The organism is Nitrobacter winogradskyi, assembly GCF_006539545.1.
GTDB lineage: Bacteria > Pseudomonadota > Alphaproteobacteria > Rhizobiales > Xanthobacteraceae > Nitrobacter > Nitrobacter winogradskyi_A.
In genome coordinates this window covers 24,761-35,013 of record NZ_BJNF01000012.1, presented here as the reverse complement: position 1 = coordinate 35,013, position 10,253 = coordinate 24,761, and the positions used below count along the sequence as shown (strand labels likewise).

Annotated in this window: 10 protein-coding genes and 1 riboswitch; of the genes, 7 read left to right on the top strand and 3 right to left on the bottom strand. The window is 62.3% G+C overall.

Annotated elements, in window-relative coordinates:
* Window positions 1-34: 34 nt before the first annotated feature.
* A complete protein-coding gene (locus NWI01_RS02550; protein ID WP_141382381.1) occupies window positions 35-1,162 on the bottom strand; it encodes an extensin family protein in 1,128 nt (375 codons plus the stop codon).
* Window positions 1,163-1,515: 353 nt separating this feature from the next.
* Here NWI01_RS02550 and NWI01_RS02545 point away from each other — a divergent pair, with 353 nt between their 5' ends.
* Window positions 1,516-3,072, top strand: coding sequence for a DUF4403 family protein (locus tag NWI01_RS02545; protein WP_141382380.1), 1,557 nt, complete (start codon window positions 1,516-1,518; stop codon window positions 3,070-3,072).
* A gap of 76 nt (window positions 3,073-3,148) precedes the next feature.
* Here NWI01_RS02545 and NWI01_RS02540 read toward each other — a convergent pair whose 3' ends face one another.
* Both NWI01_RS02540 and NWI01_RS02535 read right to left on the bottom strand, forming a co-directional pair.
* Complete coding sequence (locus tag NWI01_RS02540; RefSeq protein ID WP_141382379.1) at window positions 3,149-3,361, bottom strand: dodecin family protein; 213 nt, start codon at window positions 3,359-3,361, stop codon at window positions 3,149-3,151.
* Between the two features lie 144 nt (window positions 3,362-3,505).
* A complete protein-coding gene (locus NWI01_RS02535) occupies window positions 3,506-4,015 on the bottom strand; it encodes a PRC-barrel domain-containing protein (protein ID WP_141382378.1) in 510 nt (169 codons plus the stop codon).
* 744 nt (window positions 4,016-4,759) lie between these two features.
* Here NWI01_RS02535 and NWI01_RS02525 point away from each other — a divergent pair.
* The 6 genes from NWI01_RS02525 to thiC all read left to right on the top strand — a co-directional run bounded on the left by NWI01_RS02525 (window position 4,760) and on the right by thiC (window position 10,197).
* Window positions 4,760-5,191, top strand: coding sequence for a transglycosylase SLT domain-containing protein (locus NWI01_RS02525; protein ID WP_141382386.1), 432 nt, complete (start codon window positions 4,760-4,762; stop codon window positions 5,189-5,191).
* A 175-nt stretch (window positions 5,192-5,366) separates the two neighbouring features.
* Window positions 5,367-5,502: riboswitch (TPP riboswitch) on the top strand.
* A complete protein-coding gene (locus NWI01_RS02520; RefSeq protein ID WP_141382376.1) occupies window positions 5,491-6,507 on the top strand; it encodes an FAD-dependent oxidoreductase in 1,017 nt (338 codons plus the stop codon). It overlaps the preceding riboswitch by 12 nt.
* A complete protein-coding gene (gene thiS / locus NWI01_RS02515) occupies window positions 6,498-6,695 on the top strand; it encodes a sulfur carrier protein ThiS (RefSeq protein WP_141382375.1) in 198 nt (65 codons plus the stop codon). The genes NWI01_RS02520 and thiS overlap by 10 nt, the downstream gene beginning before the upstream one ends.
* A 65-nt stretch (window positions 6,696-6,760) precedes the next feature.
* Entirely contained in the window at window positions 6,761-7,543 is a 783-nt protein-coding gene (locus tag NWI01_RS02510; RefSeq protein ID WP_141382374.1) for a thiazole synthase, read from the top strand.
* Complete coding sequence (locus tag NWI01_RS02505; RefSeq protein ID WP_141382373.1) at window positions 7,530-8,174, top strand: thiamine phosphate synthase; 645 nt, start codon at window positions 7,530-7,532, stop codon at window positions 8,172-8,174. The genes NWI01_RS02510 and NWI01_RS02505 overlap by 14 nt, the downstream gene beginning before the upstream one ends.
* A 70-nt stretch (window positions 8,175-8,244) precedes the next feature.
* Window positions 8,245-10,197: a phosphomethylpyrimidine synthase ThiC gene (gene thiC / locus NWI01_RS02500; protein WP_141382372.1), complete on the top strand. Its 1,953-nt coding sequence runs from the start codon at window positions 8,245-8,247 to the stop codon at window positions 10,195-10,197.
* Window positions 10,198-10,253 lie beyond the last annotated feature (56 nt).

Genomic DNA, 10,253 nt, shown 5'->3' with positions numbered 1-10,253 from the left:
CGGAAAACCGCTACACACTTTTCCTCATCCCGCTCTATTCGTCGTAATCCGCCTCGCTGGCGAAATTGTGCGAACGGTTCTTGCTCCCGCCCAGCGATCCCGTGACAGCGGGCTCGCGGCTGGCATACGAACCGCGGCCTGCGCGCGCGGCCATTTCCTCGCCCGAGACCGGAGCGGGCTTGCAGACCGTGCGGCGACTGGCGCGGCGCATCAGATCAACATGGATATGATTGTAGTGGTAGATGTTGGAGCCGGGCGCCAGCACCGTGGTGAAGCGCTGACAGGCCGACGACGCCACCTCCCGAAGAAAACCCTGTTCCTCCGGCAGGCCCTTCCAGCCGCGCTGCACCGAAACGTAGCGTCCATCCGCCAACGTGAACCCCGCGATATCCAGCGCATTGCCGAACGCGTGCTCGGAAATGCGCGCGCGCGGATTGCCGTTCATGCCGCGGCAGGAATAGGCCGAGATCTGCTTGATCTCGGCTACGCGCGCGCCGAACCAGCGCATCGACGCCGGCTGCACCGCGTCCGCCAGCCAGCGATCGAGCGCCGAGACGATCGGGCAGGCAAGCGTCGCGGACGGCTTCACCGTGACAGGACCGACCGCGCTGGTGACAACCCCGCGCGCAGGTCCGAGACGCAGCGATGGATCCTGTGAAGGCGTTGCGGGATATGCGGAGGGTTGCGCATAGCGATCATCCCTTGCCTCCGCCGGCAATTCGATCTGCTCATCGGCTGACGAATACGTCCCCGGCGCGGCCAGCGAAACCGGATCGCCCGATCCCTCACCCGGGCCGAGCTGACGAGCGGATGTTTCCGGATATGACGGCGGCCGATAGGCCGGCTGCGCGATCGGCCAGCGCGGTTCGCGGCCGACGGACGCGGGCGGCCTGAGATTCTCGTCGGCAAAGCCGTACGCCGACCCCTCACCGAGCGCCGAGACCTTCAACGGAAACTCCGCGCCGCAAATACCGGGACCATTGATCCGGCGGATGCGGACGAGATCGGAACTTTCCCTGACCACGCCGGATTTCAGACATGCGGCCTCAGCCTCGGTTCGCCAAGGTTCGCGCTCCGCAGTCTGAAAAAGGCCGCGCCCGCAACCGGCTAACGATACGAGGACGAGGGAGCCGACAAGATACAAGGCAACTCTGCGCGTCATCCGCGCACGTTCGGCGAATTTACTTAAATCTTCTTCAACATCTTGTTTTCATTCATTTTTAACCACGCCGCCGCGCCTTGCGACAGGGTCAAAACCGCGGGCTTCGGAACGTAATTGCAGATGTCGCATTAAGAACTAAAGGCATGGGAGGTCGTCGCATGACTTTCGCAGGCCGCATGAGCGTCATGACCGCCTATATCGCCCTCGCTTTCGTGGGCGCGATCGTGTTGGGCGTTTTCTAGCCCGTTACGGCTCACCCTCACCTTACCCCCGCCCTGCCGCGACCGCACGCGCTGGAATCCGGTATCCGCTGCCTGTAGCTTTATCCGCGGGGCAATTGAGTCGGAGAGCCAATGCGGTCCGGGTTCAGCTTCAAGACCATCCTGCTCGGCATCGGGATTCTTGCTGTCTCGTTTTTTGTCAGTCTCAAGGCCATGGACTGGCTGTCGCCGCACGCAATCGACAAGCCCGCGCTTGCGGCATTGCCGCCGCTGCCGCCAGTCAACCGCAGTTCAAGCATCGTCGTGCCGGTCAAGATACCGCTGACGCTCATCCGCGACGCCGCCGAGCGCGCGGCTCCGCATCATTTCGCCGGCAAGGCCGATAATCCGGCGGCGCAGATTCTCCAGAACGCTGACATCGGGTGGACCGCATCCCGCGGCGCGATCAGCGCCACGGGCGCCAATAACGTGCTGTCGCTGTCGACGCCGTTGACCGGCACCGTGAAGGTGACCGGATCGCTGTCGGCCAACGCCCAGGATGCGGTCGGCAACGCGCTCGCGGGTGTCCTTGGCGGCGACATCGCCAAGCATGTCGGCCGCGTGAACATCAAGAACCTGAACGCCAATGCCGAGATCAAGGGCAATGTCGTGATGGCGGCGCAACCGACGCTGGCCGGGAACTGGCGCATCGACCCCGGCATCACCGCACAGGTCAATCTTGGCGACACCAACCTCTCGGTTGCGGGCGCACGCCTCAATGTCCCCTCGCAGGTCAAGCCCGTCATCGACAAGGCGGTCAACGAACAGATCGCAATCCTGCAACAGCGCATTCGCAACGATCCCACGCTGGAGCGGGACGCACGGCGGCAGTGGACGCAAATGTGCCGCTCGATCCCGCTACAAGGTCCGGTGGGGATGCCGAAACTCCATCTCGAACTGAAGCCAGTTCGCGCCATCGCAGCTCAACCGCGCATCGATGCCAGAAACGTCACGCTGACAATCGGTGTCGAGGCCGAAACGCGGATCACGACCGCGGCAACCAAGCCGGACTGTCCGTTCCCCGCAACGCTTGTCCTCGAACCGGCGACGACGGGCAGACTGAACATCGGCGTTCCCATCGACATGACCTTCACCGACATCAATAAGATCATCGAGGCACAGCTCGCCGGCAAGACATTCCCCGAAGATGGCAGCGGCGCGGCTGATGTCACCGTCAAGCGGGTGAGTGTCGCGGCGGCCGGCGACCAGCTTCTGATCTCGCTTCTGGTTCATGCGAAGGAGAAGAAGAGCTGGTTCGGTTTCGGCGGCGAGGCCACAATCCACATCTGGGGTCGACCGGTGCTCGATCAGGCCCGGCAGATCCTGCGCTTGAAAGACATCAGGCTTGCGGTCGAATCCGAAGCCGCGTTCGGCCTGCTCGGCGCCGCCGCGCGCACGGCATTGCCCTACCTTGAACGCGCTTTGGCTGAGAGAGCCGTCGTCGATCTCAAACCGTTCGCATCGGATGCGCGCGAGAAGATCAAAGCGGTGATCGCGGACTTTCAGAAAAGCGAGGACAGAGCCAAAGTCACGGCGGAAATCAGCCGCCTGAATCTTGCAAGCATCGCCTTTGATTCAACGACACTGCGCGTGATCGCCGAAGCGGCAGGCAGTGTAAACGTCGAACTCAAGACACTGCCGGCGCTGTAAAGCTCGTGAGTACGACAATGCCCCTGAGCATTTCGTTTCGTTGAATCAGAAGCGAGGCACCTTCCGATATCCTGCCCTAACCCTCGAACTTGAAGGAGACCTTGAGCTTGGCGCGATAGGTCTCCACCTTGCCCTCCTCATCCAATTGCATGTCGAGCTTGACGATTTCGGCGACACGAAGGTCCCGAAGAGACTCTCCCGCTCGCTCGACCGCGCTCTTGGCCGCCTTCTCCCACGAATCCTTGCTGGTACCGATCAGTTCGATGACCTTGTAGACACTCTCGGCCATGTCTTCCTCCATTCGATGACGGGATCAGGTGGGGCTATCTATTTCATGCCAGCGCCAAGGCCTACGGCTACAGGCGAGCCGAACTCACACGCAGCACGCCCGGCGAAACCGGGCGTGCTGTCATTCTGCCGTCTATCCGGCGGTTCAGGTCGAGTACTTGAATTCAGGCATCGACTCGAGCTGCTGCTTGGTCGCGCTGAAAACCGCGTGATCCGGGAACCATGGATTGCTGCTCGTCGTGGTCGTCGCCGGCGCGGATGTCGAAGAGCCCGTCGTGGTTCCCGTGCCCGCACCCTTTCCGGAGGCCGATTGCGCAGGCGTGTCGACAAACTTCAGCTTGTCGAAGGGCACCGCGACCAGGCGCTCGCCGACGCCAAGGAAACCGCCCACGCCGATCACCGCAGCTTTGATCATTCCATTCTTGTCCAGGAGAAGATCGCTGATCGAGCCGAGCTTGTCATTGGTATCATTATAAACGTTAAGACCAACCATCTTGGATGACCGCCAGGAGCCATGATATCCGGACTCTGACGATGTCGTGGCGGCCGGAGCAGTCATGTTGTTGTTCATCGTGGCGTTTGGCGTTTGAGCGATCGCCGCCGTCGCCAGCAGCGCGGAGCCAATCAACGCGGCCGTCATATGCTTCGAGATCATCAGTATGTCTCCTTCAGTTTGAATGGAGTAGCGAGAACCCTCGACGTCGGGAGTGGTTCCTTCCGAACATCATGGATAAGTTCGGCCGCAACGCCGGCCCGCGGAATTGTTCAGTCGGTCGCAATGAGAAACACGTTCAGGCCGCGGTCGCGCGCGTCTCATGATTCATCTGTTTGAAAAACGCGATCGCTTCGAACTTGTAACCACATCGAACGCATCGCCAGAGATACGATGTCCGGTATGGTCCTTTCTCAAACCAGACCGGCGCGGCGATCAGGCGTCCGCACTGCGCACAAGGATTATGGTGAGGGAGATCATCCGATCCGGCAGTGAGCATGGCGCGTCTCCCATCTGTTTCGATGCCTGCAATTGCAGGGCGCAACTCGCCGAAAATCCACGTTGTTCCTTTGCCCTGCTCTTCCTCACGACAAGTTGACGGCGCGGCGCACTTTGTATCAGTTCCTTTGTCATCGCACTGTCGGCAACGCCCTTTCCGCTTCTGACGAAATCGGGACGCAGGACTCTATGGCCTTGATTTGGCGTGTTTCTTCACGCCAACCGGCCCGTCCCCGAAGTCAAGCCGGAGGATATGCGTCGGTTAAACGCTATAGAATGCCGTAAGCCGCCAGTTTTCGCTGGCTTTGCCATAGGAAAGGCACGATTAAGGCGATAGGAAAGACCGATCATGAAGGGGTGCTCGTGACAAGCTTCCGCAAATTCGGTCCGCTTCTTGTTTTTGTTGCGATGGCATGGCCGCAACCATCGAGCGCGCAGCGCGCGGAATACGCGACGATGGTGTCGACGCATGCGCAAGCCAACGGCGTTCCTGTCGATCTGGTTCACCGCGTCATCATGCGGGAAAGCCGCTACAATCCGAGCGTGGTTCATCGCGGAAACTACGGCATGATGCAGATCAAGCTCGCGACCGCTCGCGGCCTCGGCTACACCGGCACCGCTGAAGGCCTGCTCGATCCTGAAACCAATCTCACCTATGCGGTGAAATATCTCGCCGGCGCCTACCGGCTGGCGAACGGCAATCACGATCGCGCGGTCGCCTATTACGCAAGCGGTTACTACTACGCGGCAAAGCGGCAAAAGCTCCAGCGCGTCAGGCACGAGACCATGAGCGCTGACGCAAGACTTCCTGGCGCTCCGCTGTCGATCGCGCCGCGCTGAACGCAGCTCGACGGTATTGATCTGGCAAGCCGGATGTGAACGGCTGCTTCACCGTCGCCATTAACCCGCCGTCATCTATCGCGGCGCACCGGACGCGCGCAGAATCTTGGAACCGCCTCATATCGACGATGACGCCTGCCGTACGTTGACACTCTCACCTTTCGGTTTAGATTAGGGATGTTCCGAGGGGTGCTCCGTCAGGGAGCTGAGATACCGCAAGCTCGCGATCCGAGAACGGATTGCAAGGACCGCGGTGACCCTTTGAACCTGATCCGGGTCATGCCGGCGAAGGGACAGGGATGCTTCAGAAGACGTGGGACAAGCGGGGGACGCCTCCGATCGCGGTCATCGGCGCAGGTATTGCCGGCGCGTGGCAGGCGTTGCTGTTCGCGAAGGCCGGGCACGAGGTCACGCTTCACGAACGCGGCAATGATGCGATGACGCGAGCCACCAGCCACTGGGCCGGCGGCATGCTTGCCCCATGGTGCGAATCCGAGGTGTCCGAACCTCTCGTCACACGTCTCGGCCTTCGCTCGCTCGCGCTATGGCGCGAACATGTTCCCGATACGCCTTTCAATGGCTCTCTCGTGGTGGCGCATCCGCGCGATCGCAGCGATTTCGAACGTTTCGCGCGCATGACATCGGGGCATCAGCGTCTTCAGCGCGACGCGGTGAGCAAGCTCGAACCGTCGCTTGATGGGCGATTTCGCGACGCGCTGTTCTTTCCGGACGAAGGCCATGTCGAGCCGCGCCGCGTATTGCCCGAACTGCGCGCGCGCATCCGCGCCGCCGGCGGCCGGATCGAATTCGGCAGCGCGCCAGAACTTGCGGACATCGAGGGCCTTGCGATCGATTGCCGCGGGCTGGCCGCGCGCGATGTGTTCCCGGACCTGCGGGGCGTCAAGGGCGAGGAAATTATCGTCGAAACCGACGAGATCGTGCTGTCGCGCCCGGTGCGCCTTATGCATCCACGCTGGCCGCTCTACATCATTCCGCGCGAGCGCAATTGCTTCATGATCGGCGCGACCTCGATCGAGCGCGAGGACGACGGCGTCAGCGTGCGCTCCGCGCTGGAACTGCTGAGCGCGGCCTATGCGGTGCATCCGGCGTTCGGCGAGGCGCGGATCGTGGAGATCGGCGCCGGCCTGCGGCCTGCCTTTCCCGACAACCTGCCACGCATCGCGATCGACAAGGATCATATCGCGGTCAACGGCCTTTACCGTCATGGCTTCCTGCTGGCGCCGGCGCTCGCCGAACTGACGCTCGGCTATGTGGCGCGCGGGGAGATCGACAACGAGGTGATGCAATGCAAGTGACCGTCAACGGCGAACGGCGGGAGATCGCGGCGCGGACCGTGGACGCGCTGCTGAACGAACTCGACTATGAGAGCACGCACGTCGCGATCGCCGTGAATTTCGACGTGCTGCCTAAAAGCCGCTGGGCGGATACCGCGCTCAGGAGCGGCGACGAGATCGAGATCATCACGCCGCGGCAGGGAGGGTAGAGCATGATCCCGAAAAGTGGGAACCGGTTTCCGGATCAGATCATGCTCAAACAAAGAGACGCATAATGGTTTCGTTCTATGATCGCGAATTCTCCTCCCGGTTGCTGATCGGCACGGCGCTGTATCCATCGCCGAAAATCATGCAGGACGCGATCCGCGCCGCGGGCAGCCAGATCGTCACAGTGTCGCTGCGGCGGGAAACCGCAGGCGGCAAGACCGGCGACGCGTTCTGGTCGCTGATCCGCGAGCTGGATGTCACGGTGCTGCCGAACACCGCCGGATGCAAAACCGTGCGCGAAGCCGTCACCACGGCGAAGCTCGCGCGCGAACTGTTCGGCACGTCCTGGATCAAGCTCGAAGTCATCGCCGACAACGACACGCTGCAACCCGATGTGGTGGGCCTCGTCGAAGCCGCCGCCACCCTCATCAAGGACGGTTTTGAGGTGTTCCCCTATTGCACCGAAGACATCGGCGTCGCGATGCGGCTTGTTGAGGCGGGCTGCAAGGTGGTGATGCCGTGGGCCGCGCCGATCGGAAGCGCCAAAGGCATCACCAACCGCGACGCGTTGAAGCTGCTGCGCGAACGCTTGCCCGATATCACGCTCGTCGTCGATGCCGGACTCGGCGCGCCGAGTCACGCCGCGCAGGCCTGTGAACTCGGCTACGACGCCGTGCTTCTCAACACAGCCGTCGCCAAAGCCGCCGATCCCGTTGTCATGGCGGGTGCCTTCAGGCTGGCGGTGGAAGCCGGCCATAGCGCTTATGAGGCGGGTCTGATGGAAGCCCGCGACTTCGCCTCCCCTTCAACCCCTGTCGTTGGGACACCATTCTGGCATGCCGTATCCTGATCGCTCCGCGTATCCTGATCGCAACGCGTATCCTGATCGCTTCTATCCTGTCGTCGATACGCTGGACTGGGTGCGCCGCCTGACCGGACTCGGCGTCGGCACGGTGCAGTTGCGCGCCAAGGACCTCAACGACGGCGAAGCTTTGCAACTGGTCAGCGACGCGCTGGAGATCGTCAAGGACACGCCGGTGCGGCTCGTGGTCAACGACTATTGGCGCGCGGCGATCGTGGCCGGAGCGAAGCACCTTCATCTCGGCCACGAGGATCTGGCGACGGCCGATCTCCACGAGATCCGCAAGGCCGGGCTGACGCTCGGCCTCTCCACCCATGACGACGCCGAACTCGAAACCGCGCTCGCAGCCGAACCCGACTATATCGCGCTTGGTCCGATCTTTCCGACCACGCTGAAGGCGATGCGGTTTGCGCCGCAGGGAATTCCAAAGATCACCGAATGGAAGCAACGCATCGGCAACATTCCGCTGGTCGCGATCGGCGGAATCAAGCTGGAGCAAGCGCCGGAGATTTATGCCGCCGGCGCGGACTCGATCGCCGTGGTCAGCGACATCACGCAGAACCCTGATCCCGATGCGCGGGTCAAAGCCTGGCTCGACCAGGTGATCGAGGCCGCATGAGACGCTGTCTGCTGTCTTATCGGCCATGCGCATTGCACCGCAACGCCCCGACTCGAACCGGAGAAACGCCATGAACATTCGCTCCAATCCGGACACCACGCGCCCCGCCGTCACCACCGGCGCCCTGCCCTCGTCCCGCAAGATTTTCTCAGTGCCCGACGCCGCGCCCGATCTGCGGGTGCCGCTGCGTGAGATTCTCCTGTCCGAGGGCGCGGGCGAGCCTAACCTTCCGGTCTATGACACCTCAGGTCCGTATACTGATCCGAACGTCATCATTGATGTGAATGCCGGCCTGTCGCGCACGCGCCTCACCTGGGTGAAGGAACGTGGCGGCGTCGAGGAGTATGACTGCCGGGAGATCAAGCCGGAAGACAACGGCAATGTCGGCGCAAGGCATGCCGCGGCGGCGTTCAAGGCGCACCACAAGCCGCTGAGGGGCATCGGCGATGCGCCGATCACACAACTGGAATTCGCCCGCGCCGGCATCATCACCAAGGAGATGATCTACGTGGCCGAGCGCGAGAACCTCGGGCGCAGGAAGCAACTCGAACGCGCCGAAGCCGCGCTGGCCGACGGCGAGTCCTTCGGCGCATCCGTTCCCGCGTTCATCACGCCGGAATTCGTGCGCGAGGAGATCGCGCGCGGCCGCGCCATCATCCCCTGCAACATCAACCACGCCGAACTCGAGCCGATGATCATCGGCCGCAATTTTCTGGTGAAGATCAACGCCAATATCGGCAACTCGGCCGTGACGTCCTCCGTTGAAGAGGAGGTGGACAAGATGGTGTGGGCGATCCGCTGGGGCGCCGACACGGTGATGGACCTCTCGACCGGCCGCAACATCCATACCACGCGCGAATGGATTTTGCGCAACTCGCCCGTTCCGATCGGAACGGTGCCGATCTATCAGGCGCTGGAGAAATGCGACGGCGATCCCGTGAAGCTGACTTGGGAGCTTTATCGCGACACGCTGGTGGAGCAGTGCGAACAGGGCGTCGATTACTTCACCATCCATGCCGGCGTGCGCCTGCCCTACATCCACCTCACCGCCGACCGCGTCACCGGCATCGTCTCGCGCGGCGGCTCGATCATGGCGAAGTGGTGCCTCGCCCACCACAAGGAGAGCTTCCTCTATACACACTTCGAGGAAATCTGCGATCTCATGCGCGAGTATGATGTGTCGTTCTCGCTCGGAGACGGCCTGCGCCCCGGCTCGATCGCGGACGCCAATGATCGCGCGCAGTTCGCCGAACTCGAAACGCTCGGCGAACTCACGCAGATCGCATGGAAGAAGGGCTGCCAGGTGATGATCGAAGGCCCCGGCCACGTGCCGATGCACAAGATCAAGATCAACATGGACAAGCAGCTGAAAGAGTGCGGCGAAGCGCCGTTCTATACGCTGGGACCGCTGACCACCGACATCGCGCCGGGCTACGACCACATCACCTCGGGCATCGGCGCCGCCATGATCGGCTGGTTCGGCTGCGCAATGCTTTGCTACGTGACGCCGAAGGAGCATCTCGGCCTGCCGAACCGCGACGACGTGAAGACCGGCGTGATTACCTACAAGATCGCGGCGCATGCCGCCGATCTCGCCAAGGGTCATCCGGCCGCGCAACTGCGCGATGACGCATTATCACGCGCGCGCTTCGACTTCCGCTGGCAGGACCAGTTCAATCTCGGTCTCGATCCCGACACGGCGGTCGCCTTCCACGACGAGACACTGCCGAAGGATGCGCACAAGGTCGCGCACTTCTGTTCGATGTGCGGCCCGAAGTTCTGCTCGATGAAGATCACGCAGGACGTGCGCGACTACGCCGCGACGCTCGGCGATAACGAGAAGGCGGCGCTCTATCCGGACGCGGCGCAAAACTCCCCTCCCCCCGCTCGCGGCGGGGAGGGGGGCCTCTCGCAAGACGACGCGGAGCGCGGCATGAAGGAGATGAGCGCGAAATTCAGGAAGATGGGAGGCAACGTGTATCTCGATGCGGAGAAAGTGAAGGAGAGTAATAAGGTGTTGTGAATATGTCGGGCGGATCAGGCGAAGCTGTAACCTACCCTGTCGCGCGGCTACACATG